Origin of the sequence: Streptomyces sp. NPDC052682, assembly GCF_040678435.1 — a bacterium.
In the GTDB taxonomy this organism is placed as follows: Bacteria; Actinomycetota; Actinomycetes; order Streptomycetales; family Streptomycetaceae; genus Streptomyces.
This window is the reverse complement of sequence record NZ_JBFATS010000001.1, coordinates 334,269-359,555: the sequence shown is the minus strand read 5'-3', so window position 1 is coordinate 359,555 and position 25,287 is coordinate 334,269. Positions and strand designations below refer to the sequence as shown.

At 72.4% G+C, this 25,287-nt stretch carries 25 protein-coding genes; 15 read left to right on the top strand and 10 right to left on the bottom strand.

Features of this window, described 5'->3' with window-relative positions; all coding sequences use genetic code 11:
* Positions 1-37: 37 nt before the first annotated feature.
* Complete coding sequence (locus AB0K80_RS01585) at positions 38-1,363, bottom strand: MFS transporter (RefSeq protein ID WP_365664682.1); 1,326 nt, start codon at positions 1,361-1,363, stop codon at positions 38-40.
* Between the two features lie 288 nt (positions 1,364-1,651).
* Between AB0K80_RS01585 and AB0K80_RS01580 the strand changes: the two genes are divergently transcribed.
* The 7 genes from AB0K80_RS01580 to AB0K80_RS01550 all read left to right on the top strand — a co-directional run bounded on the left by AB0K80_RS01580 (position 1,652) and on the right by AB0K80_RS01550 (position 8,011).
* On the top strand, positions 1,652-2,947 hold the full coding sequence (locus AB0K80_RS01580; protein WP_365664680.1) for a glucarate dehydratase family protein: 1,296 nt from the start codon (positions 1,652-1,654) through the stop codon (positions 2,945-2,947).
* 137 nt (positions 2,948-3,084) lie between these two features.
* The gene (locus AB0K80_RS01575; protein ID WP_365664678.1) at positions 3,085-4,215 is read left to right on the top strand and encodes a PfkB family carbohydrate kinase; all 1,131 of its coding nucleotides are present in this window, start codon (positions 3,085-3,087) and stop codon (positions 4,213-4,215) included.
* A gap of 161 nt (positions 4,216-4,376) precedes the next feature.
* Positions 4,377-5,447 carry a PhoH family protein gene (locus AB0K80_RS01570; protein WP_365664677.1) on the top strand — a complete coding sequence of 357 codons (1,071 nt, stop codon included), beginning with the start codon at positions 4,377-4,379 and terminating at the stop codon, positions 5,445-5,447.
* Positions 5,448-5,460: 13 nt separating this feature from the next.
* A complete protein-coding gene (gene ybeY / locus AB0K80_RS01565; RefSeq protein WP_365664675.1) occupies positions 5,461-5,958 on the top strand; it encodes an rRNA maturation RNase YbeY in 498 nt (165 codons plus the stop codon).
* A 7-nt stretch (positions 5,959-5,965) separates the two neighbouring features.
* Entirely contained in the window at positions 5,966-7,270 is a 1,305-nt protein-coding gene (locus AB0K80_RS01560; protein WP_365664673.1) for a hemolysin family protein, read from the top strand.
* Entirely contained in the window at positions 7,267-7,626 is a 360-nt protein-coding gene (locus tag AB0K80_RS01555; RefSeq protein ID WP_365664671.1) for an MmcQ/YjbR family DNA-binding protein, read from the top strand. The genes AB0K80_RS01560 and AB0K80_RS01555 overlap by 4 nt, the downstream gene beginning before the upstream one ends.
* Positions 7,627-7,657: 31 nt before the next feature.
* Positions 7,658-8,011 carry a cytidine deaminase gene (locus AB0K80_RS01550; RefSeq protein WP_365664669.1) on the top strand — a complete coding sequence of 118 codons (354 nt, stop codon included), beginning with the start codon at positions 7,658-7,660 and terminating at the stop codon, positions 8,009-8,011.
* Positions 8,012-8,038: 27 nt separating this feature from the next.
* Here the strand turns inward: AB0K80_RS01550 and AB0K80_RS01545 are convergent, their stop codons facing one another.
* Both AB0K80_RS01545 and AB0K80_RS01540 read right to left on the bottom strand, forming a co-directional pair.
* Positions 8,039-8,377 (bottom strand): P-II family nitrogen regulator, encoded by a 339-nt coding sequence (locus AB0K80_RS01545; protein WP_365664667.1) that lies wholly within the window; start codon positions 8,375-8,377, stop codon positions 8,039-8,041.
* Complete coding sequence (locus AB0K80_RS01540) at positions 8,374-9,684, bottom strand: ammonium transporter (protein WP_365664665.1); 1,311 nt, start codon at positions 9,682-9,684, stop codon at positions 8,374-8,376. The genes AB0K80_RS01545 and AB0K80_RS01540 overlap by 4 nt, the downstream gene beginning before the upstream one ends.
* Positions 9,685-9,875: 191 nt before the next feature.
* Between AB0K80_RS01540 and era the strand changes: the two genes are divergently transcribed.
* The gene (gene era, locus AB0K80_RS01535) at positions 9,876-10,829 is read left to right on the top strand and encodes a GTPase Era (RefSeq protein WP_365664663.1); all 954 of its coding nucleotides are present in this window, start codon (positions 9,876-9,878) and stop codon (positions 10,827-10,829) included.
* A 13-nt stretch (positions 10,830-10,842) separates the two neighbouring features.
* Here the strand turns inward: era and AB0K80_RS01530 are convergent, their stop codons facing one another.
* A complete protein-coding gene (locus AB0K80_RS01530) occupies positions 10,843-11,712 on the bottom strand; it encodes a helix-turn-helix transcriptional regulator (protein ID WP_365664662.1) in 870 nt (289 codons plus the stop codon).
* A 124-nt stretch (positions 11,713-11,836) separates the two neighbouring features.
* On the opposite strand from AB0K80_RS01530, the gene AB0K80_RS01525 reads away from it, so the two are divergent.
* Positions 11,837-12,691 carry an NAD(P)-dependent oxidoreductase gene (locus tag AB0K80_RS01525; protein ID WP_365664661.1) on the top strand — a complete coding sequence of 285 codons (855 nt, stop codon included), beginning with the start codon at positions 11,837-11,839 and terminating at the stop codon, positions 12,689-12,691.
* Positions 12,692-12,703: 12 nt separating this feature from the next.
* On the opposite strand, the gene AB0K80_RS01520 is transcribed toward AB0K80_RS01525, so the two are convergent.
* Genes AB0K80_RS01520 through AB0K80_RS01510 form a run of 3 tightly spaced genes read right to left on the bottom strand, consistent with a single transcriptional unit; the run spans position 12,704 to position 15,412 of the window.
* On the bottom strand, positions 12,704-14,020 hold the full coding sequence (locus AB0K80_RS01520) for a GH1 family beta-glucosidase (RefSeq protein ID WP_365664660.1): 1,317 nt from the start codon (positions 14,018-14,020) through the stop codon (positions 12,704-12,706).
* A gap of 57 nt (positions 14,021-14,077) precedes the next feature.
* Positions 14,078-14,344: a protealysin inhibitor emfourin gene (locus AB0K80_RS01515; protein WP_365664659.1), complete on the bottom strand. Its 267-nt coding sequence runs from the start codon at positions 14,342-14,344 to the stop codon at positions 14,078-14,080.
* Between the two features lie 21 nt (positions 14,345-14,365).
* Complete coding sequence (locus tag AB0K80_RS01510; RefSeq protein WP_365664657.1) at positions 14,366-15,412, bottom strand: M4 family metallopeptidase; 1,047 nt, start codon at positions 15,410-15,412, stop codon at positions 14,366-14,368.
* Positions 15,413-15,759: 347 nt separating this feature from the next.
* Between AB0K80_RS01510 and leuA the strand changes: the two genes are divergently transcribed.
* The 5 genes from leuA to AB0K80_RS01485 all read left to right on the top strand — a co-directional run bounded on the left by leuA (position 15,760) and on the right by AB0K80_RS01485 (position 22,582).
* On the top strand, positions 15,760-17,490 hold the full coding sequence (leuA, locus tag AB0K80_RS01505) for a 2-isopropylmalate synthase (RefSeq protein WP_365664655.1): 1,731 nt from the start codon (positions 15,760-15,762) through the stop codon (positions 17,488-17,490).
* A gap of 187 nt (positions 17,491-17,677) precedes the next feature.
* Positions 17,678-18,373 (top strand): TerB family tellurite resistance protein, encoded by a 696-nt coding sequence (locus AB0K80_RS01500; protein WP_365664654.1) that lies wholly within the window; start codon positions 17,678-17,680, stop codon positions 18,371-18,373.
* A 176-nt stretch (positions 18,374-18,549) separates the two neighbouring features.
* Positions 18,550-20,622: an MMPL family transporter gene (locus AB0K80_RS01495; protein ID WP_365664653.1), complete on the top strand. Its 2,073-nt coding sequence runs from the start codon at positions 18,550-18,552 to the stop codon at positions 20,620-20,622.
* A gap of 47 nt (positions 20,623-20,669) precedes the next feature.
* The gene (locus tag AB0K80_RS01490) at positions 20,670-21,905 is read left to right on the top strand and encodes a sensor histidine kinase (RefSeq protein ID WP_365664652.1); all 1,236 of its coding nucleotides are present in this window, start codon (positions 20,670-20,672) and stop codon (positions 21,903-21,905) included.
* Positions 21,902-22,582, top strand: a complete 681-nt coding sequence (locus tag AB0K80_RS01485) for a response regulator transcription factor (protein ID WP_365664651.1) — start codon at positions 21,902-21,904, stop codon at positions 22,580-22,582. Before AB0K80_RS01490 ends, AB0K80_RS01485 begins: the two co-directional genes overlap by 4 nt.
* A 110-nt stretch (positions 22,583-22,692) precedes the next feature.
* Here AB0K80_RS01485 and AB0K80_RS01480 read toward each other — a convergent pair whose 3' ends face one another.
* On the bottom strand, positions 22,693-22,956 hold the full coding sequence (locus AB0K80_RS01480; protein WP_365664650.1) for a hypothetical protein: 264 nt from the start codon (positions 22,954-22,956) through the stop codon (positions 22,693-22,695).
* A gap of 448 nt (positions 22,957-23,404) precedes the next feature.
* The gene (locus AB0K80_RS01475) at positions 23,405-24,340 is read right to left on the bottom strand and encodes a dihydrodipicolinate synthase family protein (RefSeq protein WP_365664649.1); all 936 of its coding nucleotides are present in this window, start codon (positions 24,338-24,340) and stop codon (positions 23,405-23,407) included.
* A gap of 98 nt (positions 24,341-24,438) precedes the next feature.
* Here AB0K80_RS01475 and AB0K80_RS01470 point away from each other — a divergent pair, with 98 nt between their 5' ends.
* The gene (locus tag AB0K80_RS01470; RefSeq protein WP_365664648.1) at positions 24,439-24,627 is read left to right on the top strand and encodes a hypothetical protein; all 189 of its coding nucleotides are present in this window, start codon (positions 24,439-24,441) and stop codon (positions 24,625-24,627) included.
* Between the two features lie 23 nt (positions 24,628-24,650).
* Here the strand turns inward: AB0K80_RS01470 and AB0K80_RS01465 are convergent, their stop codons facing one another.
* Positions 24,651-25,130, bottom strand: coding sequence for a cupin domain-containing protein (locus AB0K80_RS01465; RefSeq protein WP_365664647.1), 480 nt, complete (start codon positions 25,128-25,130; stop codon positions 24,651-24,653).
* Between the last annotated feature and the right edge of the window lie 157 nt (positions 25,131-25,287).

Genomic DNA, 25,287 nt, shown 5'->3' with positions numbered 1-25,287 from the left:
TCGGGGTGGGGCTGTTCGAACGGGTGGCCGGCCGGCGTCAGTCCGTTCCGGGGACCGGGCCCGCCGCCGCCGTGTCGTAGGCGTGCCGGGTGGGGGCGGCCGGGGTGTCCAGCGGGATCTCCACCACCGGCTGTTCGGGGGCGCCGATCTCGGGGACCGTGCCGGCGGGGGTGCCCGGGGCGGCGGCGACCACGGCCGCCGCGGTGCCGCCCCGGCGGCGGATGGCGCCCGGCAGCAGCGGCCGTCCGCCGGTGTGCAGCGCGACGGCGGTCAGCGGCAGGGCGACCACCAGCAGACCGGCGGCGAGGACCGCTCCCATGACCGGGAAGCCGGCCTGCGCGGACAGCACACTGCCGGTCAGCGGCCCGGCCGCGGTGCCCAGCGAGGACGCCGACCCGACCAGCACCGCCCAGCGCCCGCGCGGATCGAGCGAGGCGGCGAGGCCGATGAGGTACGACAGCACCACCGGGTAGAGGGCGTTCCAGGCGATCTCACCGGCCGCGAAACCCGCCAGGCCGCTCGCGGACGCGCTGAGCGCGATGCAGCCGGCGATGAGCACCGTCCCGGCCCCGATGGGCGTGGCCCGGCCCAGCCGGGCGCCGAGCACGCCCGCGCCCAGGACGCCCAGCAGTCCCGCGCCCAGCGCCGCGGCGAACACGACCCCCACGGTCGCCTCGTCGAGATGCGCCTGGGTCAGCCCGATCCGGCCGCTGACGCCCCACAGCGCGTTCTGGGCGAGCGACCAGCACAGCAGGGCGGCGGCGAGCACCAGCCCCGAACGGCGGTGCGGCAGGGGCGTGTCGTCGGGCCGGGTCCGCCGGGACGCCGTACCGGCGGGCAGCCGGCCGGTCAGCGGCCACACCACGAGCGCGGTGAGGGCGATGGCGGCCAGCGGCAGTCCGTGTCCCGGACCGAGGTGAGGCACCGTCAGGTACACCGCGCCCGCGAGTGCGGAGACGCTGAGCAGGCCGAGCGTGGAGGCCCGGTGGGGGTCGGGCTGGGCCGCGATCCGGGTGGCCGCGACCGTGGTGGCCGTACCGGAGCCGAACCCGCCGACGACCGCGCCCGCGACGACCGCGGGGACGGAGTCGGTGAGCGCGGCGCCGCCGTAGCCGAGGGCGGCGATCAGGAGCCCGGTGCGGGCCAGCGTACGAGCCCCGATCCGGTCCACCCGGGAGGCCAGGGCGAAGCCGGCCGTCGCCGAACTCAGCAGCAGGGCGCTGCCGACGGCCCCCGCCTGGGTGGCCGACAGGGGAAGGCCCGAGTCGAGCCGTCCGACGGTCGTCGGCAGGAGATACGGAGCGAGGTACCCGGCCGTGAAAAGGGCGACGAGGGGCCAGGGTGCGGTGCGGGGGGCGAACACGGGCGTTCCCAGGGCAGGCGGAAGGAGCGGCTCAAAAAAGGGGGGAGAGGCGACGACCGTCGACGGACAGGAACGCGCGGCCAATTTGTATCAAGCACGGGGACGGACACGGGAATCAGAGGGGTGTGATCTGGGGCACGCCCGGGTTTGGGGCCGGTGTCAGCGGGTAGAGATGCGCGCTCATGTCGGCGTGTCCGGCGAGGAGCGCCTGCTGCGCCCGCGGTGCCGTTGACGGTCCCGTGTTCGCATCCATAGCCTTCATTCCCATACGTGGATGGAGGCTGCCCTGTGAGCCGTGACCTGACCGTCACCGACGTACGCCTGACGCCGATCCTGGTCGCCGACCCGCCGCTGCTGAACACCCAGGGCGTCCACCAGCCCTACACGCCCCGGCTGATCGTGGAGGTCGTCACGGCCGACGGCGTGACGGGCCTCGGCGAGACCTACGGCGACACCAAGTACCTGGAGCTGGCCCGGCCCTTCGCCGAGCGGCTGAAAGGACGCCAGGTCAGCGATGTGAACGGCCTGTTCACGGTCGCCGACGAGGTCGCCGTGGACGCCTCCCGCGTCTCCGGGCAGGTGGACGTCGGCGGGCTGCGGGGCGTGCAGACCGCCGACAAACTGCGGCTGTCGGTGCTGTCCGCTTTCGAGGTCGCCTGCCTCGACGCCCTCGGCAAGGCGCTGGGGCTGCCCGTGCACGCCCTGCTCGGCGGCAAGGTGCGCGACGCCGTGGAGTACAGCGCGTACCTGTTCTACAAGTGGGCCCGGCACCCCGAGGGGGTGGCCGCCGAGCAGGACGACTGGGGCGCCGCCCTCGACCCGGCCGGAGTGGTCGAGCAGGCCCGGCGCTTCACGGAGCGCTACGGCTTCACCTCCTTCAAGCTGAAGGGCGGGGTGTTCCCGCCGGAGGAGGAGATCGCCGCTGTACACGCCCTCGCCCAGGCGTTCCCGGGGCGTCCGCTGCGGCTGGACCCCAACGGCGCCTGGTCCGTGGAGACCTCCGTGAAGGTGGCCGAGGAACTCGGCGACGTCCTGGAGTACCTGGAGGATCCCGCGCTCGGCACCGCCGCCATGGCCGAGGTGGCCGCACGCACGCGCGTGCCGCTCGCCACCAACATGTGCGTGACGACCTTCGCCGAGATCCCCGAGGCCTTCACCCGGGGGGCCGTCCAGGTGGTGCTCTCCGACCACCACTACTGGGGCGGCCTGCGCAACACCCAGCACCTCGCCGCCCTCTGCCGCACCTTCGGCGTCGGGGTGTCCATGCACTCCAACACCCACCTCGGCATCTCCCTCGCCGCGATGACCCACGTGGCCGCCACCGTCCCGGACCTGCACCACGCGTGCGACTCCCACTACCCCTGGCAGTCGGAGGACGTCCTGACCGAACGCCTCGTCTTCGACGGCGGCCGGGTCGCCGTCTCCGACGCCCCCGGCCTCGGCGTCGAGCTCGACCGCGACCGGCTGGCGGCACTGCACCGGCGGTGGCTGGACGACGACGGCTCACTGCGCGACCGCGACGACGCCGCCGCGATGCGGATCGCCGAGCCCGGCTGGGCCACACCCCCGGTGCCCCGCTGGTAGCGCTGCGGGCCCCGCCGGCGCTGTCGTCGGTGTGCCGCGCGGCGCCGCTCCAACGGGTGGCTCACGTGCAACAGCCGTAGCCTTGTCGGTGGCGTGGTGCACACTGGCCAGATCAGCACCACGTCAGGGAGCGCACCGTGATCGCGTCCACCGCGTCCATCGTGTCGACCGGAGAGGCAACACCCCGCCAGGCCCAGGTCGACCCCCTCGCCGCCCTGCGCGCGCCCGGCGACCCGCCCTGGGACGTCTACCTCACCGGCACCGTCTTCCTCGACATCGTCTTCACCGGGCTGGAGTCCGCCCCGGTGCGCGGCACCGAGTCCTGGGCCCGCGGCATGGGGTCGAGCCCCGGCGGCATCGCCAACATGGCCACCGCCCTGGCCCGCCTCGGCCTGCGCACCTCCCTCGCGGCGGCCTTCGGCGACGACCACTACGGCGAGTACTGCTGGGACGCCCTCGAACAGGGCGAGGGCATCGACCTCTCCCCGTCGCGCACGGTGCCCGGCTGGCACTCGCCGGTCACCGTCTCCATGGCCTACGAGGGGGAGCGCACCATGGTCTCCCACGGCCACGAGCCGCCCCCCGAGGAGCCGGCGCCCGACTGCCCCCCACGCGCGCGTGCCGCCGTGGCCTCACTCCTGCCGGGCAGGAGCGCCCCGTGGATCGCCCAGGCCGCGAGCCGGGGCACCCGCGTCTTCGGCGACGTCGGCTGGGACGACACCGGCGCCTGGGACCTGGCGGCGCTGCCCGACCTGCGGCACTGCGAGGCGTTCCTGCCGAACGCCGAGGAGGCCATGCGCTACACCCGCACCGACTGCCCGCGCGCCGCCGCGCACGCCCTGACCGACCACGTGCCGGTCGCCGTCGTCACCCTCGGCGCGCAGGGCGCGTACGCCGTCGACCGCCGTACCGGGGAGACCGCCGAGGTGCCCGCCATCGACGTCGAGGCCCTCGATCCGACCGGCGCCGGGGACGTCTTCGTCGCCGGCTTCGTCACCGGCACCCTGGCCGGCTGGCCGCTGGCCGACCGGCTCGCCTTCGCCGGGCTGACCGCGGCCCTGTCGGTCCAGGAGTTCGGAGGGTCGCTGTCGGCCCCGGGCTGGTCCGAGATCGCGGCCTGGTGGCGCAAGGTGCAGTCGGTCGACGGGCAGGAGCCCGCGGCGCTGCGGAGGTACGCCTTCCTGGCGGACCTGGTGCCGGAGGAAGTGGTACGGCCGTGGCCGTTGCGCAGGGCGGTGCCGACGATCGGGTTCCGCCGCTCGGCGTGAACCCGCCCGGGTCCCCGCACCGGGCAGGCGGGCTCGCATCGAACTCGGCACCGAAAAGCCCTACGGCGTTGTCAGTCCACCGTCGTACCCTGGGTATCGCGAGGCCGCCCTCAGCTACGCGGCCGTGAAGAGGAGGAACCGCAGGCCTTCAGCGCCGGCCCATGACTCAGACACCCACAGCTCACACCCCCGCGCAGGGGCAGGCGAGAGTGCAGTTCACCGTCCCCGCCCAGCACCCCATGGTGACCGTGCTGGGTTCCGGCGACTCCCTCCTGCGCGTGATCGAGAAGGCCTTCCCGGCGGCCGACATCCACGTCCGGGGCAACGAGATCAGCGCGGTCGGCGACCCTGCGGACGTCGCCCTCATTTCGCGCGTGTTCGACGAGATGATGCTGGTGCTCCGCACCGGGCAGCCGATGACGGAGGACGCAGTGGAACGCTCGATCGCCATGCTGCGGGCGACGGAGAACGGGGAGAGCGACGGCCAGGAGACCCCGGCCCAGGTGCTCACGCAGAACATCCTGTCCTCGCGCGGCCGCACGATCCGCCCCAAGACGCTCAACCAGAAGCGGTACGTGGACGCGATCGACAAGCACACGATCGTCTTCGGCATCGGCCCCGCGGGCACCGGCAAGACCTACCTGGCCATGGCCAAGGCGGTCCAGGCCCTGCAGTCCAAGCAGGTCAACCGCATCATCCTGACCCGTCCCGCGGTCGAGGCGGGCGAGCGGCTGGGCTTCCTGCCGGGCACCCTGTACGAGAAGATCGACCCGTACCTGCGCCCGCTGTACGACGCGCTGCACGACATGCTCGACCCGGACTCGATCCCGCGCCTGATGGCCGCCGGGACGATCGAGGTCGCGCCCCTGGCGTACATGCGCGGCCGGACCCTGAACGACGCCTTCATCATCCTCGACGAGGCCCAGAACACCAGCCCCGAGCAGATGAAGATGTTCCTCACCCGGCTCGGCTTCGACTCCAAGATCGTGATCACGGGTGACGTGACGCAGGTCGACCTGCCCGACGGGCAGAAGTCGGGCCTCAGGCAGGTGCAGGAGATCCTGGAGGGCGTGGAGGACGTCCACTTCTCCCGGCTGTCGTCCCACGACGTCGTACGGCACAAGCTGGTGGGCCGTATCGTCGACGCGTACGAGCAGTACGACAGCAAGCACGGCACCCAGAACGGCGCCCACAAGGGCGGCCGGGGCAAGTCCGGGCACAAGGGGAAGTAGACCGAGCACCAGCATGTCGATCGACGTCAACAACGAGTCCGGCACCGAGGTCGACGAGCAGGCGATCCTCGACATCGCCCGCTACGCGCTCGCGCGGATGCGCATCCACCCGCTCTCCGAGCTCTCGGTGATCATCGTGGACGCCGACGCCATGGAGCAGCTCCACATCCAGTGGATGGACCTGCCCGGGCCGACCGATGTCATGTCGTTCCCGATGGACGAGCTGCGGCCGCCGTCCAAGGACGACGACGAGCCGCCGCAGGGGCTGCTCGGCGACATCGTGCTGTGCCCCGAGGTCGCCGCCAAGCAGGGGGCGGAGGCGCCCACGCAGCACTCCATGGACGAGGAGCTCCAGCTGCTCACCGTCCACGGCGTGCTGCACCTGCTGGGCTACGACCACGAGGAGCCGGACGAGAAGGCCGAGATGTTCGGTCTCCAGGCGGCCATCGTGGACGGCTGGCGCGCGGAGCGGGGCATGACCGGCCCGTCCCCTGCGCCCACCGTCTCGTAGGCCGCCGATGTCCGTGCAACTCGTGCTCGGCGCGATCGCCCTGGTCGTCGTGGCCTGGCTCGCCGCCTGTGCGGAGGCGGGCCTCGCGCGGGTCTCCAGCTACCGCGCCGAGGAGGCCGTACGCTCCGGCCGGCGCGGCAGCGCCAAGCTCGCCCAGGTCGCCGCCGACCCCACCCGCTACCTCAACGTGGCGCTGCTGGTCCGCGTCGCCTGCGAGATGGCCGCCGCGGCGCTCGTCACCTACGCCTGCCTGGAGCAGTTCGACAGCACCGCCCAGGCGCTGCTCGTCGCCATCGCGGTGATGGTGCTGGTGTCGTACGTCGCGGTCGGGGTCTCGCCGCGCACCATCGGCCGCCAGCACCCGCTGAACACGGCGACGGCGGCGGCGTACGTCCTGCTGCCGCTGGCGCGGATCATGGGGCCGGTCCCGTCGCTGCTGATCCTCATCGGCAACGCGCTCACCCCCGGCAAGGGCTTCCGGCGCGGCCCGTTCGCCTCCGAGGCGGAGTTGCGGGCGCTGGTCGACCTCGCGGAGGCCGAGTCGCTGATCGAGGACGAGGAGCGCCGCATGGTGCACTCGGTCTTCGAACTGGGCGACACGCTGGTGCGGGAGGTGATGGTGCCGCGCACCGACCTGGTCGTCATCGAGCGGTACAAGACCATCCGCCAGGCCCTCACGCTCGCCCTGCGCTCCGGTTTCTCCCGCATCCCGGTGACCGGGGACAGCGAGGACGACATCGTCGGGATCGTCTACCTGAAGGACCTGGCCCGCAAGACGCACATCAGCCGGGACGCGGAGAGCGAGCTGGTCTCCACGGCGATGCGTCCGGCGTTCTTCGTGCCCGACACCAAGAACGCCGGCGACCTGCTGCGCGAGATGCAGAAGGAGCGCAACCACGTCGCCGTCGTCATCGACGAGTACGGCGGCACGGCCGGCATCGTCACCATCGAGGACATCCTCGAGGAGATCGTCGGCGAGATCACCGACGAGTACGACCGTGAGCTGCCGCCCGTGGAGGAGCTCGGCGAGGACCGGCACCGGGTCACCGCCCGCCTCGACATCGGCGACCTGGGCGAGCTGTACGGCCTGGAGTCGTTCGACGACGAGGACGTGGAGACCGTCGGCGGTCTGCTGGCCAAGGCCCTGGGCCGGGTGCCCATCGCCGGGGCCTCCGCCGTGGTGGAGCTGCCGGACGGCCGGGAACTGCGCCTGACCGCCGAGGCCGCGGCCGGCCGGCGCAACAAGATCGTGACCGTGCTGGTCGAGCCGGTCGCCCCGGTGGAGCCCGCCGAGGAGGAGAAGCCGGAGTGAGTCCGCAGGAGCTGCGCGCGTTGTGCCTGTCGTTCGAGGCGGCGGTGGAGGACTTCCCGTTCAGCCCCGAGATCTCCGTCTTCCGGGTGCTGGGCAAGATGTTCGCCCTGTCGTTCCTGGACGCGCGGCCCCTGAAGGTCAACCTCAAGTGCGACCCGGAGGACGCGCTGCGGCTCCGCGCGGAGCACCCGGGCCTGATCGTCCCCGGCTGGCACATGAACAAGCGGCACTGGAACACGGTCACGGCGGACGGCACCCTCCCGGACCCGCTGGTCCGGGAGCTCGTCGAGGACTCCTACGACCTGGTCGTCGCGGGCCTGCCGCGCGCCGAACGGCTGCGTCTCGACCGGCCCTGAGCCCGCCGTGCCCGTTCCGTATGCTCGGCGCATGACCGACAGCAGCACGCTCGACCCCGAGGACCGCAAGATCATCACCCTGGCCCGTTCCGCCCGGGCCCGCAACGGTGTGCCCGAGGGGGCCGCCGTACGGGACGGGACGGGACGCACGTACGTGGCCGGGACCGTCGCCCTCGACTCCCTGAAGCTCAGCGCCCTGCGGACGGCGGTGGCGATGGCGGTGGCGTCCGGCGCGACGTCGCTGGAGGCGGCGGCCGTGGTCACGGAGGCCGAGTCGGCGTCGGCGGACGACCTGGCGGCCGTCCGGGACCTCGGCGGGGCCGGAACGCCGGTGCTGGTGGCGGGCCCGGACGGGACCGTACGGCGGACGGTTCCCGCGAGCTGACCCGGGGACCCGGCGGGACCTCGCGGTCTACAGGGCGTCGGGCCCGCGCTCTCCCGTGCGGACCCGGACGACCGTGTCGACGGGCAGCGCCCACACCTTGCCGTCGCCGATCTTGCCGGTCTGGGCGGCCTTGACGACCGCGTCGATGACGGCGTCGGCGTCCGCGTCCTCGACGACCACCTCGATGCGCACCTTGGGCACCAGGTCGACCTGGTACTCGGCGCCCCGGTACACCTCGGTGTGGCCGCGCTGCCGGCCGTAGCCGCTGGCCTCGCTGACGGTCAGGCCGTGCACGCCCATCTCCTGCAGGGCGGTCTTGACCTCGTCGAGGCGGTACGGCTTGACGATCGCGGTGATGAGCTTCATGCCTGGCTGCTGACCTTCTGCGCGCTGGGGACGGGGGACGAGCTGACCGGGGCGCCGTGGCCCAGGACCCCGTGATCGTAGGCCGTCTCGGCGTGCACCGTAAGGTCAAGGCCGGTGCGCTCCTGCTCCTCGCTCGCGCGCAGGCCCATCGCCTTGTCGATGACCTTGCCGAGGCCGTACGTCACGGCGAACGCGTACACCGCGACCACGGCCACGGCCACCAGCTGCCTGCCGAGCTGCCCGGGTCCGCCGCCGTACAGCAGGCCCTCGGCGCCGCCGGTCATGGAGTGGATCGCGAAGACGCCGATGAGCAGGGTGCCGATGACACCGCCGACCAGGTGGACGCCGACGACGTCCAGGGAGTCGTCGTAGTTCAGCTTGAACTTCCAGCTCACGGCGTACGAGCAGACCACACCGGCGGCGAGGCCCACGACCAGCGCGCCGAGCAGGGAGACCGAGCCGCACGACGGGGTGATCGCGACCAGGCCGGCGACCGCCCCGGACGCGGCGCCCAGGGTCGTCGGGTGGCCGTCGCGCCGCTGTTCGACGAAGAGCCAGCCGAGCAGGCCGGTGCAGCCCGCGGCGAGGGTGTTGAGGAAGGCCGCGGCGGCCAGCCCGTTCGCGCCCAGGGCCGAGCCGGCGTTGAAGCCGAACCAGCCGAACCACAGCAGACCGGCGCCGAGCATCACCATCGGCAGGTTGTGCGGGCGCATGGCGTCCTTCTTGAAGCCCAGGCGCGGGCCGAGGACCAGGCACAGGGCGAGGCCGGAGGCGCCGGAGGCGATCTCCACGGGCAGGCCGCCCGCGAAGTCCAGGGCGCCGAGCCGCTCGAGGATCCAGCCGCCGGGTCCCCAGACCCAGTGCGCCACCGGAACGTATACGAGCAGCGCCCACACGGGCACGAACACCAGCCACGCCCCGAACTTCGCCCGGTCGGCGACCGCCCCGCTGATCAGCGCGGCCGTGATGATCGCGAAGGTGAGCTGGAAGGTGGCGAACAGCGGGGCCGGGACGGTGCCGTGCAGGCTGTCCGGGCCGAGGCCCGCCATACCGGCGTGCTCCAGGCCGCCGATCAGCCCCGCGAAGGCGTCGTCGCCGAAGGCGAGGGAGTACCCGCCGGCCAGCCACACCACCGTGACCAGGGCGATCGACACGAAGCTCATCATGAGCATGTTGAGGACGCTCTTCGTGCGGACCATGCCGCCGTAGAACAGGGCCAGGCCGGGGGTCATCAGCAGGACGAGGGCGGTGGCGGCGAGCAGCCAGGCGGTGTCGCCGGTGTCGGCGCTTGCTGCGGCGAGGGTCACGGGTCGTCTCCAACGGGTCCGGGGCTCGTCGGTCCAGGGGCTCGTGGAAGCGTGATCCGCGCGCGTTTCCGGCCGCGTACGGATGTGTTTCCGTGACGTTTCGTTGCGCCGGGGTTTCCGAAAGCTCACGCCGGGGCGGCCCGGCGGCCGGTGGTACGGCGGTGCCTTGGGGATCAGGGAGAATGGGCGGCATGAGCGTTCCCACCCAGTCATCCGAGCAACCGGCCGAGGCCCTCCACCGGGCCGGTTTCGCCTGCTTCGTCGGGCGGCCCAACGCGGGCAAGTCCACCCTCACGAACGCTCTGGTCGGGCAGAAGGTGGCGATCACCTCCAACCGGCCGCAGACCACCCGGCACACGGTGCGCGGCATCGTGCACCGGCCGGACGCGCAGCTGATCCTGGTCGACACCCCGGGCCTGCACAAGCCGCGCACCCTGCTCGGCGAGCGGCTCAACGACGTGGTCCGTACGACGTGGGCCGAGGTCGACGTCATCGGGTTCTGCCTGCCCGCCGACCAGAGGATCGGCCCCGGCGACCGGTTCATCGCCAAGGAACTGGCCTCCATCAAGAAGACCCCGAAGGTCGCGATCGTCACCAAGACCGACCTCGTCGACTCCAAGGCGCTGGCCGAGCAGCTCATCGCGGTCGACCAGCTGGGCCGGGAACTCGGCATCACCTGGGCGGAGATCGTGCCGGTGTCGGCGACCGCCAACAAGCAGGTCGACCTGCTGGCCGACCTGCTGATCCCGCTGCTGCCCGAGGGGCCCGCGCTCTACCCCGAGGGCGATCTGACGGACGAGCCCGAGCAGGTCATGGTCGCCGAGCTGATCCGGGAGGCCGCGCTGGAGGGCGTGCGCGACGAACTGCCGCACTCCATCGCCGTGGTGGTGGAGGAGATGCTGCCGCGCGAGGACCGCCCCGCGGACAAGCCCCTGCTGGACATCCACGCCAACCTCTTCATCGAGCGCCCCAGCCAGAAGGGCATCATCATCGGCCCCAAGGGCAAGCGCCTGAAGGAGGTCGGCATGAAGTCCCGCAAGCAGATCGAGGCGCTGCTGGGCACGCCCGTCTTCCTCGACCTGCACGTGAAGGTGGCCAAGGACTGGCAGCGCGACCCCAAGCAGCTGCGCCGGCTGGGGTTCTAGTAGTGCTTCGTTACTAGGCCGGCTCCGGGCCCCGCGCTGCCGGCTGCGGGGTCAGGTCCTGCAGCCCCACCACGCGCAGCAGGTTCAGCCGCTCGTGGGCGTCGGTGCCGGGGCGGGCCGTGTGGATGATCAGCAGCTGGTGGTGCTCGTGGCTGAGCAGCACCTCGCAGTCCAGCTCCAGCCGGCCGACCACGGGGTGCTGGAAGCACTTGGTGTTCCGGCGCCGCAGCGACACCTCGTGTTCCTCCCACAGCCGGGCGAACTCCTCGCTGCGTGAGCGCAGTTCGGCGACCAGGGCGGCCGGTCGCGGGTCGTCCGGGCGGGCGGCGGTCACCGCGCGCAGGCTCGCCACGTGCCCGCGCGCGTGCTCCGGCCGGTCCTCGGGCGGGAACAGCTCCCGGGCGGCCGGGTCCAGGAAGAACAGGCGGGCCAGGTTGCGCCGGCCCGGCGGACGGGACATCAGGTCGCCGACGAGGGCCTTGGCCATCGCGTTCTGCGCGAGCACCTCGGACCAGTCGGTCACGACCTGAGCCGGTGTGTCGTGCAGCCGGTCCAGCACCAGCAGCAGCCCGGGCCGGACATGGCCGGACGCCGTCTCGCGGCGCGGGGGCTCCTCCCCGGTCAGGTGGAACAGGTGGTCGCGTTCGTCGTCGGTCAGGCGCAGTGCCCGGGCCAGTGCGGTGAGCATCTGTCGCGACGGGCGCGGGCCGCGCGCCTGCTCCAGGCGCGTGTAGTAGTCGACCGACATGCCGGCCAGCCCCGCCACCTCCTCCCTGCGCAGGCCCGGGGTGCGGCGGCGGGCGCCCGCGGCCAGGCCCACGTCGGACGGTTCCAGGCGGGCGCGGCTGCGGCGGAGGAAGTCGGCGAGTTCGGCTCGGTTCACCCCTCCAGGCTGCGGCAGGCCGCCCGGGTTATCCAGGGACTGCCGATCCCCCGATCGACGGGTCTCTCCCGCCCGGCTCCCGGCCGCCCCAGGGTGGGTGGCAGGCAACCGAGAGGAGCACATCATGCTGACCCTGGTGACGGGCGCGACGGGACAGGTCGGGCGGCGCTTCATGCCGAGGCTGCTGGCGCAGCGGCGGCCGGGCGAACAGGTACGGGTCCTGGTGCGGGACGCGGCGCGCGCCGAGCGGTTCGCCGAGCTGGGCGCCGAGGTCGTGGCCGGCGACCTGAGGGACGCCGGGGTGCTCGGCAAGGCGGTGGCCGGGGCCGACGCGGTCGTGAACGTCGCGGCGTCCTTCCGCGGGGTCCCCGACGAGGAGGCCTGGGCCGTCAACCGGGACGCCGCCGTGGAACTGGGCCGGGCCTGCCTGGCCGCCGGTGTGCGGCGCTTCGTGCAGGTCAGCACGGCCCTGGTGTACGGCACCGGGCGGGGCCGGCCGCTGGTGGAGGAGGACGAGATCCGGCCCGGCGGCGAGATGTGGGGCGCCTACCCGGAGTCCAAGGCGGCCGCCGAGCGGGAGCTGCTCGCCCTGGAGGGCATCGAGGTGCGCGTGGCCCGGCTGCCGTTCGTCTACGGCGAGGGCGACCCGCACCTCGCCCAGTCCCTGCGCTGGGCGGCGCACTGGGCGGCCACCCAGCGGCTCCACATGGCCCACCACGCCGATGTGGCCCAGGGGCTGCTGCGCCTGCTGTACGCCCCGGGAACCGTCGGCCCCGTCCACAACATCGCCGACGACGCCCCGGTCACGGCCGTCGACCTGCACCACCTCAACGGCGTCGAGGTGCCCGCCGAGCTCCACACCCGCACCGACCCCGACCCCTGGTTCGGCATCCTGTCCACCGAGCGGATCCGCCGGGACCTCGGCTACCGGCCGCTGTACCCGACCGTCTGGGCGGCCCGCGACGCCGGGGCGCTGTGAGGGGTCCTCGCACTAGGCCCCGCGCTGGGCCCGCAGCACTTCCTGGAACCAGCCGTACGACGCCTTCGGGGTCCTGGTCAGCGTCTCGAAGTCGACGTGGACCAGGCCGAAGCGGCGGGCGTACCCCTCCGCCCACTCGAAGTTGTCCAGCAGCGACCACACGAAGTACCCGCGGACGTCCACGCCCGCCTCGATCGCCCGGTGCAGGGCGCGCAGGTGGCCGTCGAGGTAGGCGATGCGGTCCTGGTCGTCGAGGCCTTCGTAGGCGCAGCCGTTCTCGGTGATGACGACCGGGGGGAGCCGGTCGCCGTAGCGGTCGCGGAAGCCGGTCAGCAGTTCCGTCAGTCCCTCGGGCACCACCGGCCAGCCGAAGTCGGTGACCGGGCGGCCCTCGATCTGCCGGACGGAGAAGGGGAGTTCGGCGGGCATCGTCACCCCGCCGAACTCGATCTCCGTGCCCTGCGGGGCGCCCACCCGGGTCGGCGCGTAGTAGTTGACGCCGTACCAGTCGAGCGGCTCGCCGATGACCTTCAGATCGGATGCGACGTCTCCGGGCATCAGCTCGCCCAGTCCGTCCGGGTACCGGCCGAGCAGCAGCGGGTCGGCGAACAGGCGGTTCAGCAGGAGGTCGTAGAACTGGGCCGCCTGAACGTCCGCCTCCTCCTGGGACGCCGCCCAGGTCGGGCCGTGGGAGTTGGCGATGCCGATGCCGGTGGCGCCGGCGGCGCGCAGGGCCCGTACGGCCAGGCCGTGGGCGAGGAGCTGGTGGTGGGCGACGGGCAGGGCGTCGAACAGGAGCCGCCGGCCGGGTGCGTGGGTGCCCAGGGCGTGACCGAGGAGGGTGTGTTCGGCGGGCTCGTTGAGGGTGATCCACCGGGTGACGCGGTCGCCGAGGCGCTCGGCCACCGTCGTCACATGGTCGGCGAACCGGGCCGCCGTGTCCCGCTCCAGCCAGTCGAGGCCGGCGGGCAGGTCCCAGTGGAACAGCGTCGGCACCGGCCGTACGCCCGCCGCGCACAGCTCGTCCACCAGGCGGTCGTAGAAGTCGAGGTCACCGGAGCGGACCCGGGGCCAGGAGACCGAGAAGCGGTAGGCGTCCACGCCGAGGCCTGCCAGCAGGGCCACGTCCTCGCGGTAGCGGTGGTAGTGGTCGCAGGCCACCGCCGCCGTCGAGCCGTCCTTCACCCGGCCCGGCTCGGCGGTGAAGACGTCCCAGACGGACCTCTCGCGCCGGTCGGCCGCGCCCTCGATCTGGTGGGCGGAGGTGGACACGCCCCACAGGAAGCCGTCCGGGAAGCGGGGGATCGGGGTGCCTGCCGCAGTCGTCATGCGCGGATCATCCGTACCAGCGGTAACGGAAGTCAACGCCCCGGCGGAAAACCCCGGTCACGCCCCTTCCTTCAACACCCGTGAGATCAGCGTCCGTTGCTCCTCCGTCAGCCGGGGATCCGCGCAGTACACGGTCCTTCCGTCCACCGTGATCCGGTAGCTGAAGCCGTCCGGCACCCCGGCCGGCGGTGTGCCCCGGCCCTCGGCGAGCACCCGCTCGGCCAGGGCGTGCCATTCGGGGGCGTCGGGGCGGCCCGAGGTGTCCACCTCGGCGTGCCGCTCGATGCCCGCGAACCCGCCCGTGCGCCGCACCTTAATCCGCATGGGTCCCTGTCTAGTACGGAACTACAGGGTCCGCACCCCGACCCGCTCCCACGCCTTGCGCACCGCCTCGTGCTCCTCGCCGCCGTCGCCGTACCGCGCGCGGGCGGCCTGGACGGTGAGCGCGGCGAAGTCGGTGAACAGCGCCTGCGGCGGGAGCTCGCCGCCGGTCAGCACGTCGTACCAGATCTGCCCGGCCCGCTCCCAGGCGTGCCCGCCGAGCGCGGTCGCGGCCAGGTAGAAGGCGTGGTTGGGGATGCCGGAGTTGATGTGGACGCCGCCGTTGTCGCGGCCGGTGCGGACGTAGTCGGCCATCGTCGCGGGCTGCGGGTCCTTGCCGAGCACGTCGTCGTCGTACGCCGTGCCTGGAGCCTTCACCGAGCGCAGCGCCACCCCGCTGACGCGCGGCGCGAGCAGCCCCGCGCCGATCAGCCAGTCGGCCTCGGCGGCGGTCTGGCCGAGCGTGTACTGCTTGATGAGCGAGCCGAAGACGTCCGACATCGACTCGTTGAGCGCGCCGGGCTGGCCGAAGTACGTCAGGTTCGCGGTGTACTGCGTGACGCCGTGGGTGAGTTCGTGGCCGATGACGTCGATCGGGAGGGTGAAGTCGAGGAAGATCTCGCCGTCCCCGTCGCCGAAGACCATCTGCTCGCCGTTCCAGAAGGCGTTGTTGTAGTCGCGGTCGTAGTGCACCGTCGCGGTCAGCGGGAGGCCGCCGCCGTCGATGGAGTCGCGCCGGTACGCCCGCCAGAACAGCTCGAAGGTCGCGCCCAGGCCCGCGTAGGCCCGGTTGACGGTGGCGTCCCTGCCGGGCTCGTCGCCCTCCCCGCGCACCTTGCGGCCGGGCAGGTCGGTGCCGTGCCGGGCGTCGTGGATCGTGCGGTGGGGCGTGCCGTCGGCGGCCGCGGTGACGGCCTGCGCGCCGAGGACCGTGGTCAGACGGCGGCGGGTGCGCTCCAGGGCGTCGCGCTCCAGGGTGCGGCGCGCGGGGCGGGCGAGCGCGGGGTCCTCGGCCTGGGCGAGCCTGTCGAGGACGTGGGGCGGGACGATGGTGCAGAAGACAGCGGTCATGCTCCGCACCATTGCACCGAGTCACCGACGTGTCACCCAAAGCAACCTTGATCGGTGAAATGTGGGCGGGTGGACGCCGTGGGTGGTCGCGCTGTGTTATCGGGCCCCGGGCCGGGTGTGGCCCATCGCGCAGTTCCCCGCGCCCCCGAGGGTGCCGCAATCCCGCATACTGATACAGAACCGCGCATCCGGAAGGGCCTCCGCTAGCATGCTGCGCATCATGCGTTTCGGGCTGCTTCTCCTTAGCTGCCGCGGCGAGGGCCTGTAGTCGAGGCCGACTCCCTCCCCGCGGAGCTTTGGCTTGCGTCGTCGGCCGTCCTTCCGGACATCCTGAGGAGCCCCGCACCATGGCGAAGAGCCAGAACCGCCAGCAGCCCAGCCCCATGCCGATCCACAAGTACGGCCGCTACGAGCAGGTCGACATCCCCGACCGCACCTGGCCGGACAACCGGATCACCCAAGCCCCCCGGTGGCTGTCGACCGACCTGCGCGACGGCAACCAGGCCCTGATCGACCCGATGTCGCCCGCCCGCAAGCGCGCGATGTTCGACCTGCTGGTCAAGATGGGCTACAAGGAGATCGAGATCGGCTTCCCGGCCTCCGGCCAGACCGACTACGACTTCGTGCGCTCCATCATCGAGGAGGAGGGCGCGATCCCCGAGGACGTGACGATCTCCGTCCTCACCCAGGCCCGCGAGGACCTGATCGAGCGGACCGTGGAGTCCCTGCGCGGCGCCCACCGCGCCACCGTCCACCTCTACAACGCCACCGCCCCGGTCTTCCGCCGGGTCGTCTTCCGCGGCTCCAGGGACGACATCAAGCAGATCGCCGTCGACGGCACGCGGCTGGTCATGGAGTACGCCGAGAAGCTGCTGGGCCCGGAGACGGAGTTCGGCTACCAGTACAGCCCCGAGATCTTCACCGACACCGAGCTGGACTTCGCCCTGGAGGTCTGCGAGGGCGTCATGGACGTCTGGCAGCCCGGCCCGGACCGCGAGATCATCCTCAATTTGCCCGCCACCGTGGAGCGCTCGACGCCGTCCACGCACGCCGACCGCTTCGAGTGGATGCACCGCAACCTGTCGCGGCGTGAGTACGTCTGCCTGTCGGTGCACCCGCACAACGACCGCGGCACCGCCGTCGCCGCCGCCGAGCTCGCCCTGATGGCCGGCGCCGACCGCGTCGAGGGCTGCCTGTTCGGCCAGGGCGAGCGCACCGGCAACGTCGACCTGGTCACCCTGGGCATGAACCTGTTCTCGCAGGGCGTCGACCCGCAGATCGACTTCTCCGACATCGACGAGATCCGCCGTACGTGGGAGTACTGCAACCAGATGGAGGTCCACCCGCGCCACCCGTACGTGGGCGACCTGGTCTACACGTCCTTCTCCGGCTCCCACCAGGACGCCATCAAGAAGGGCTTCGACGCGATGGAGGCCGACGCTAAGGCCAAGGGCGTCACGGTCGACGACATCGAGTGGGCCGTGCCGTACCTGCCGATCGACCCCAAGGACGTGGGGCGTTCCTACGAGGCGGTCATCCGGGTCAACTCGCAGTCCGGCAAGGGCGGTATCGCCTACGTCCTGAAGAACGACCACAAGCTGGACCTGCCGCGCCGGATGCAGATCGAGTTCTCCAAGATCATCCAGGCGAAGACGGACGCCGAGGGCGGCGAGGTCACGCCGAAGGAGATCTGGGCGACCTTCCAGGACGAGTACCTGCCCAACCCGGACAACCCCTGGGGCCGTATCCAGCTGAAGACCGGCCAGTCGACCACCGACAAGGACGGGGTGGACACGCTGACCGTCGAGGCCACCGTGGACGGCACCGACACCGTGCTGACCGGCACCGGCAACGGCCCGATCTCGGCGTTCTTCGACGCGCTGCAGTCCATCGGCATCGACGTACGCCTGCTGGACTACCAGGAGCACACGATGAGCGAGGGCGCCTCCGCGCAGGCCGCCTCCTACATCGAATGCGCGATCGACGACAAGGTCCTGTGGGGCATCGGAATCGACGCGAACACCACGCGCGCCTCCCTGAAGGCGGTCGTCTCGGCCGTCAACCGCGCGGCGCGCTGACCAGCCGAATCGGCGATTCAGGGGCTTCGTCCGCCGTTGTCCGGCGGACGGAGCCCCGTCGTATACCGGCCAATTGCTGTGGAGGTCACGGAAAGGTCTCCTCCCGGGTACTGACTCCACCTCGCAGATGTGGCTAACATCACGCCAGCGCGGCGACGTTGCCGCGCCGGCGTGACGGAGGTGCGACGTGCTGCCAGGACGGGGACGAAACGGCCGTGCCGCCAGGCTTGAGCGCATCCTGGGCACCCGCACCGCGTGGACACCCGTCGGCGACGGGGAGTTCTTCTGCCCCGGCTGCGGCGGCGACCGCAACTACCAGCGGCTGACCGGTAGGCGCCGCCTCGCCGTGCTCGGCGTCCCGGTGGTGTCGCGCGGCGCGACCGGGCCGGTCGTCGAGTGCGCCGCCTGCCGCCGCCACTTCGGCACCGACGTCCTGGACCACCCGACCACCACCCGCTTCGCCGCGATGCTCCGCGACGCCGTGCACACCGTCGCCCTCGCGGTGCTCGCCGCGGGCGGCGCCGGCTCCCGCACGGCCCTGGAGACCGCCGTGGCCGCCGTGCGCGCGGCCGGCTTCGACGACTGCACCGAGGAGCAGCTGGCCGCGCTCGTCGAGGCGCTGGAGGCGGACACCGGCCGGATCACCGGCGGGCCGTGCGGCGCCGGACTGGCCATAGAGCTGCACGAGGCGCTGGACCCGCTCGCCCCGCACCTGGCCTGCCTCGGCCGCGAATCGATCCTGCTGACCGGTGCCCGGATCGCCCTGGCCGACGGGCCGTACACCCCCGCCGAGCGGGACGTCCTCGCGACCGTCGGCGCCGCCCTGACCATCTGCGCGGACGACGTGACCCGGCTGCTGGTGACGGCCCGCACGCCGTCATAGCCACCGCCGCGCGCGCCCGCGTCGTTGCCCGGCTACTCCCCGGGGAGTAATCCGGCCCCCCCGCCACCCCGGGCAGTACCGCTGAACTCGCCCTGGCGCCCGACGCGTCGGCCCTCGCCCGCCGGGAGTCTGGAGACCGCATCCAGACATCCGTGCCGGAGGGAGGGCCCGTTTTCATGGGGGCCGGAGACACGACAGGAAAGCGACGAGCCGTGCCGTGGGTGGTGCTCGCGCTGTGGATCGGCGTACTGGCGGCCGTCGCGCCGTTCGCCGCCCGACTCGGCGACGTCCAGCGCGACCGGATCATCGACTACCTGCCCGCGAGCGCCGACTCGACGCAGGTCGCCGAGATCCAGGACCGGCTGCCGGGCGGCGAGACCACCCAGCTGGTGCTGGTCTACCACCGCGACGGCGGGCTCACCGCCGCCGACCGGGCCACGGCCGGGCGGCAGGTCGCCCGGATCGCCGGGGAACACGCCCTGGCCGGGACACCGCAGGGCGTCCCGTCCAGGGACGGCAGCACGCTCATGTACCCGGTCGCCAGCAACGAGCCCGGCGCCGACGAGAAGAAACGGGACGCCTTCGTCGAGGACGTACGGGACGTCGCGCGCGGCGCGGGCGGACTGAGCGTGCAGGTGGGCGGGCCGAGCGCGCTGAACACCGACGCCGCGAAGGTGTACGACTCGCTCGGCGGGCCGCTGCTCTACACCACCGTGGGCGTCGTCGCCATCCTGCTCGTCCTCATCTACCGCAGCCCGGTGCTGTGGCTGGTGCCGCTCGTCGTCGCGGGCATCGCCGACTACCTGTCCATGGGCGTCGCCTACGCGCTCCACCAGGCCTTCGGCACCGCGGTGTCGGGGGCGAGCTCGGGCATCATGACCATCCTCGTCTTCGGCGCCGGCACGGACTACGCGCTGCTGCTGGTCGCCCGCTACCGCGAGGAACTACGGCGCATCGAGCGGCCGTACGACGCCATGCGGGCCGCCCTGCGCGGCTGCGGGCCCGCCGTGCTGGCCTCCTCCGGGACCGTCGCCGCCGGGCTGCTGTGCCTGCTCGCCGCCGACCTCAACTCCAACCGCGGCATGGGCCCGCTGGGCACCGTCGGCGTGCTGTGCGCGCTCGCCGCGATGCTGACGCTGCTGCCCGCGGTCCTCGTGCTGCTGGGCCGCCGGGTGTTCTGGCCGCTCGTACCGGCGTACGGCAGCACGCCCACCGGCCGCCGGTCGCTGTTCACCGCGATGGGCAGCTCCGCGGGGCGGCGCCCGGTCACCGTGCTCGTCTCGGGCGCCGCCCTGCTCGGCGCCCTCGCGCTCGGCGTGCTGAACCTGCCCGGCTCGCTGAAACAGGAGGATTCCTTCGTCGACCGGCCGGAGTCCGTCGCGGCCATGCAGACGCTCGCCCGCGCCTTCCCCGAGCGCTCCAGCCAGCCCATCGAGGTGATCACACCGGCCGGCCGGGCGGACGCGGCCCTGGCCGCGATCCGGGGCACGGACGGGGTCGACAGCGCGCGGAAGGGACGTACCGGGGAGGGCTGGACGGAGATCTCCGTCCTGGCGAAAGCCGCTCCCCAGTCGCCGGGGGAGACGCAGACCATCCATAAGCTGCGCGACCGGCTCGACGGCTCCTACGTCGGCGGGCCCAGCGCCCAGCGGATCGACCTGGAGGACACCAGCGCCCGGGACCTGCGCGTCGTCGTGCCGCTCGTCCTCGTGTCGGTCCTGCTGATCCTGTTCGTCCTGCTGCGCTCCCTGGTCGCCCCGCTGATGCTGACGGCGGCCGTGGTCGCGGTGTGGGGCGCGGCGCTCGGGATCGGCGGGCTGGTGTTCGGGCCGCTGTTCGGCTTCGAGGGCACGGACCCGGGTCTGGGCCTGCTCTCCTTCGTCTTCCTGGTCGCCCTCGGCGTCGACTACGGCATCTTCCTCATGCACCGCATGCGGGAGGAGGCCCTCGGCGGTGCCGGCCCGGTGCCGGCCGCGCTGACCGCGCTGCGGACCACCGGCGGGGTCATCGCCTCGGCCGGGCTGGTGCTCGCCGCGACGTTCGCCGTGCTCACCACCATGGGACTCGTGGCCCTCGTCGAGCTGGGCTTCGTCATCGCGGTCGGCGTGCTGCTCGACACCTTCCTCGTGCGGACCTATTTGGTGACCAGCGCGAGCGTGGCGCTGGGACGGCGGGTGTGGTGGCCGGGGCGGATGTCCCGGGCGCCGGGGGAGCCGGTACGGCCGGAGCGCGAGCCGGAGCCCGTATGAGCCACCGGGCGCCCCTCCCTCCCGGAGGGGCGCCTTCCGCCCGGAGGATGAACGCCGTGCAGCCCACCACCACAACGCAGCGGCCCCGCCTCGGCGAACGGATCATCGCGGTGATCAACCGCGACCCGCTGACCGCGCCGCACCGGACCCGCAACGACGCCCTGCTCGCGGCCTGCGTCGCCGCGCTCGCCGTGGCCATCGCGCTCCTGGGAGACGGGGACGGCAGGCCCGGCCCGCTCGGCTGGGCCCTGCTGCTCGCGGCCCATCTGCCGCTCGTCTGGCGGCGCAGCCGTCCGGTGCTGGCGCTGGCCGCCCTGGTTCCGTGCGTGGTGCCGTACCACGCCCTCGACTACAACCCCGTGGCGCCGGGCCCGGCGTCGTACCTCGCGCTCTACACGGTCGCCGCCACCGGCCGCCCCCTGCGCGCGGTCCTGACCGGCGTCACCGTCCTGACGGTCTCCCTGAGCGTGATGCTCACCGTCAACACCCACCAGGCCGTCGAACTGCTCCGGGTGTCGGGCTGGATCATCGCCATGCTCTTCTTCGGCGTCGACGTCCGCTACTACCGCCAGTACGTCGCCTCCATCGTCGAACGCGCCGAGCGTGCCGAACGCACCCGCGAGGAGGAGGCCCGGCGGCGGGTCGCCGAGGAACGCTTGCGTATCGCCCGCGACCTGCACGACCTGCTCGCCCACAGCATCACGCTCATCGGCGTGCAGACCTCGGTGGCCGCCCACGTCCTGAACGCCGACCCGCTGCGGCTCGACCGCGAGACCGTCGCCAAGGCCCTCGACGACATCGCCGAGACCTGCCGCACCGCGCGCGGGGAGCTGCGGACGACGCTGGAGGTGCTGCGCGCCTGCGAACACGGCGACGCGCGCGGCCCGCTGCCCGGCCTCGACGGTCTGCCCGACCTGGTGGAGGCGGCGCGGCTCGCGGGCGCCCGGGTCGAGACGGCCGTACGCCTCGACCATGCCCCGCCGGCCGTGGGCGCCGCCGCCTACCGCATCGCGCAGGAGGCGCTGACCAACGCCGTGCGGCACGCCGGAGCCGAACCGGCCGTGCGGGTCGAGCTGTTCGGGAAGGACGGCGCCCTGCACCTGTCGGTCACCGACGACGGCACCAGGCCGACCCCCGGCACCCTGCCCGGCTTCGGGCTCGTGGGGATGCGGGAGCGGGCGCGGAGCGTGGGTGGCACACTCGACGCCGGACCGCGGCCCGGGGGCGGCTTCGAGGTGACCGCGGTGCTGCCGCTGACCAGGACGGGGGAAGGGACCGGATGACCATCCGAGTACTGCTCGCGGACGACCAGACCCTCGTGCGCGAGGCGTTCGCGATGCTTGTCGAGTCCGCCCCGGACATGGCGGTCGTCGGCCAGGCCGGCAGCGGACGGCAGGCGGTGGAGCTGGCCCGCTCCGCGCGTGCCGACCTGGTGGTGATGGACCTGCGCATGCCCGACCTGGACGGCATCGAGGCGACCCGGCTGATCGCCGCCGACGAGGATCTGGCCGGGGTGAGGGTGCTCGTGCTGACCACCTACGACACCGACGAGAACATCGTCGAGGCGCTGCGGGCGGGGGCCTCCGGGTTCCTGGTCAAGGACACCAGGCCGGCCGACCTGCTGGAGGGCATCCGCACGGTGGCGGCCGGTGAGGCGCTGCTGTCGCCGGGGCCGACGGCGCGGCTCATCGAGCGGTTCCTGCGCAGCCCGGCACCGACGCCGGTGGCGGCCGGCGGCCCGGGGTGCCTGTCCGACCGCGAGCGGGAGGTGCTCACGCTGGTCGCGCGCGGCCTGACCAACACCGAGATCGGCGAGACGCTGGGGCTCAGCCCGCTCACCGCGAAGACCCACGTCAGCCGGATCATGGGGAAGCTGGGGGCCCGGGACCGCGCCCAATTGGTCATCGTGGCGTACGAGTCGGGCCTGGTGACGCCGGGGGGAAAGCTGGTTGACGAGTAAATGACTGGGAGGGAAACGGAGTGGGGTTTCTGCTCTTCCGGGATCGTGACCCGGCACCACGTGACGCTGAAACACATTCCGGAGTGGAACCAGCAGATCAAAAATCCGAGCTAGTGCCGCTCCGCTTCTACGGTCAGCGCATAGTCGACGCTGATTCGGAAGGTGCCGGACTCACCGCGAATTACCAGGACGTGTGAGCCTGGCTCCAGAGGCGGCAATTGGATCCACAATCCGCACCCAGTGGTCTCGAAACCACCGTCCGCGCCGATGACATGACTGCCTGCGAAGCGGTTGATCTGAATCGTCTCCCCACGATGAATTTCCGGATCCAGCCGCTTGCCGTCGAGGGCGGCCCACCCGGTGGCGCTCGCCATGAAGTCCGAGCATTCCTGAGAAGTACCCCACCTGTTCACGACGGGGAAGGCGACCGGCCGTCCGAAGGGAAGAGTGCAGGCCCGCTCGGCCGACCCCCCGTACGTGCCGGCGAGGAACCACACGTCGTCCGGTTGGTGCCGAGCACATGAGCTTCCGTCCTGGTCCGCGATGGGATCGGACTCATCAGGTCCGGCGGATACCCATGACCACCACCGACTCTGCAGCTCCGCGGATGAGAGGTCGGTTGTCGCGCTGCGTCCGCACCCCACCGCGGCCGTCAACACTGCGACGGCAAGCGCTACCCAGCCTGACCGCACCCTCATCCCGCACCCCCGTATCACGCAGGCGCACCGTTTCACGACGGCGCGACATCAGGCGTCCTACCACTCGGTAGCAACCGCCACAGGAGAATCCCACACCTTGGTCACGAACGGGAGGCAAGCAGGACTACAGCAGCCCTGCCGCCGCCAGATACGTGCCCACCCGCTTCACCTCCTCCGGTGACAACGGCACCTGCGGCTCCGCCGTCGCCGGGCAGTCGATGACACCCCGCAGGTGCAGGGCCGCCTTGAACGCGCCGATGGCCGACGAGCCGGCGCCCGTGCGGGAGGGGTCACCGGCCGACACCATGCCGAACAGGGCGCACAACCGCTCCTGTTCGGCCCGGGCGGCCTGCCGGTCGCCCGCGCGGCAGAGCCGGTCGAGGCGGACATAGCCGTGCGGGTCGACGTTGGCGAGACCGGGCACCGCCCCGTCGGCGCCCACCGCGAGCGCCGCGTCGACGATCAGCTCCGAGCCGGTCAGCACGCTGAAGCCGGTGATGCCCGGGTGGGTACGGGCGCCGGTCACGACGGCGCGGAATGCCGCCAGGTCGCCGCTGGAGTCCTTCAGCCCGGCCAGAACACCGTCTGCGGCCAGCTCCAGCACCAGCTCGGCGGGCAGCTTGGTGTGCACGGCGACCGGCAGGTCGTAGGCCAGCACCGGGACCGGGCTGGCGGCGGCGACCAGACGGTAGTGACGGGCGATCTCCACCGGGTGGGTGCGGCTGTAGTACGGCGAGATCACCACGACCGCGTCGGCACCGGCCTCGGTGACCTGCCGTACGTGGTCCAGCACCCGGGGCGTCGACATGTCGATCGCACCCGCCAGGACGGGCAGCCGGCCGCCCACGTGGGCCGTCACCGACTCCACCACCAGCCGGCGCTGCCGGTCCGTCAGATACGCGGCCTCCGACGTCGTCCCGAGCACGAACAACCCGTGGACACCGCCCGCCACCAGATGGTCCACCAGCCTGAGCAGCGAGGGGACGTCCACCTCGCGGTCCGGTGTCAGGGGCGTGCAGACGGGCGGGACGACACCGGACAGCGGGGCGGGGAAGGTCATGGAGGCTCCCTGGGCTGCTCTGCGTACGAGGTCGTGGGTCGACTCGTCCCACGCCTGAGAGGATGGCGGATCATCACACGGAAAAAAGGGGGGCGAGCATGCTCGTGCTCGTACTGTCGGTCCTCGTCCTGCTCGTCGTCGGCGGCTGTGTCTGCGTCTTCTGGGCGGCCCGGGGGGACGCTCCGCGCTGGGCACGCGGGGTGGCCAAGGCGACGCTGCTCGCCGGTGAACTGGCCCGCAGCGCGGACCGGGGTTCCCGGTCGCAGCGCAGCGACGGCGACGACTAGAGGCGGGGGCTTTCTGAGAGCTCTCAGAGGAAGTAGCTGTCGTGCCGCACCTGGAACGCGCGCAGTTCGTCGCCGCCGCGCTGCGCGACCTCGGCGACGCGCTCGAAGTACTCCTCGCGCGGAGCCCCCGGCGAGAACAGCAGCAGCATGGACACCGGGTCGTCGCTGTCGTTCGTGAACGCGTGCACCCCGCCGACCGGTACGTACAGGAAGTCGCCCTGGCGGCCGGTGATCCAGCGCTCGCCGTCGTAGAGCCGCAGTTCGCCGGAGAGCACGTAGAAGGACTCGGAGATGGTCCGGTGGAAGTGGGGCTTGGCGCCTGCCGCCCTGGGCCCCAGGTCCACCTTGTACAGCCCGAACTCGCCACCGGTGGTGGCGTGGTCGGCCAGGTAGTGGGTGGCAGTGCCGTTCTCGGAGACGATGTCGGGCGGGGTGCCGGCCGACCGGAAGACGGCGTTGATCTCGCCCTTCTCACCGAGGTAGCGCGGTTCCGGGTAGGACATGGGGCAGCCTCCCATTCGTGACCCTGGTCCGCCGGCAAGGCGTCGGCGAATCCTCGTCGAGAGGACATTCGCATACCGGGGCGCGCGGGGGCATCACCCGCGCGGGCGCTGTGGCGCGAGGCGGACCACCGGGACCGGTGGCCCTGGCGCGGCGGAG